Origin of the sequence: Kitasatospora sp. NPDC059088, from assembly GCF_042738155.1 — a bacterium.
GTDB lineage: Bacteria > Actinomycetota > Actinomycetes > Streptomycetales > Streptomycetaceae > Kitasatospora.
On the sequence record NZ_JBHYGR010000172.1, the window covers coordinates 15,651 to 16,835 of the forward strand.

The 1,185-nt window shown below is 78.7% G+C and carries 1 protein-coding gene; it reads right to left on the reverse strand.

What is annotated here, in order from left to right; genetic code table 11:
- Nucleotides 1-128 precede the first annotated feature (128 nt).
- Nucleotides 129-1,185: Fic family protein (locus ACFWXO_RS40955; RefSeq protein WP_380531239.1), on the reverse strand; the 1,057-nt coding region annotated here is incomplete at its 5' end.

The following is a 1,185-nucleotide window of genomic DNA, read 5'->3' on the forward strand; positions in this document are numbered from 1 at the left end:
AGATAACCAGATCGTATACGCCACCCACCGCACAAAAAGCGCGCGCGCCCGTCGCCCCCCCCCCCCCCCGCGCCAGGCTAAGGCGTGTCGGGACCATCGGCCGTGGCGCGGCGCGCGTTCCACGGGCCTCACCCGACGGGGGATCCGTAGGGGGCATCCAGCAGTGCCAGGGCTCCGGGGTGGACCAGCGCGCCCGGCAGGCGCGGGTGGGGGGCCAGCACGCCCGCCGCCAGCAGCCGGTCGAGGGCCGGGGCCGGGTCGTGCGGGACGCGTCCGCGCAGCCAGTCCGCGGAGACCGCCGGGCCGGCCCGCAGCCAGGTCAGGACGGCCGTCTCGGCGGCCCCTCCCCCGGCGCGTTCGAGGGCCCGGTCGATCAGGGCTCCGTAGGCCTCGACGGTCGCGGTGCGGTGGCGGGCGGTGTCGGTGACGGTCCGGGCGAACAGCTCGCCCCAGACCGACCAGTGGCCGTCCGCCGCGGCGACCACCGCCTCGTCGTGCTCGGCCCGGTGCCGCTCGACCCAGCCCTCGATGTCGAGCAGCAGCCCCGGCAGCAGTCCGGCGCCCACCAGGTCGCACTCGGCGAGCAGCCGGGCCGTCCGGCCGTTGGCGTCGGGGAACGGATGGATCGTCAGCAGCCGGACCATGCCGAGCGCCGCGGCGTCCAGCGGCGGCGAGGTGGTCCGGGTGCCCCACTCGTACCAGCGCCGGACGTGGTCGCGCAGTTCGCCGCCGGGCCGGACGGCCATCACGAAGCGCCGCCCGTCCGGCCAGTCCACCCTGGAGCCGCCCCGCCGGAAGCCCCCGCCGTCGGGGATGTTCGGGTCCCCGGCGACGAGCATCCCGTGCAGTTCGGCGAGGGCCTCCGGGGTGAAGCAGGGACGGCGGTCGGGCCGTTCGGCGCGTTCCGCGCGGACGGAGTGCACGGCGACCAGGGCGGCCGAGGCCCGGGCCTCGGCGGCCGCGGCGACCAGGGCGGTCACCTGGTCGCCGGTCAGACCGGCGAGGTGGCGGTGGTGCATCTTCAACCGGTAGCGGGGACGGTGGAACAGGTCGGGGTCGCCGAGGTGCCGGCGGACGGCCGCGTCGAGCGCCGCCAGGGCGGTGGCCGCGGGCGGGCGGGGCGGCCCGGGGGGCCCCCCCGGGGGGCCGCGCGGCGCGCCAGGGGGGGGCGCGCGGCGACCGCCC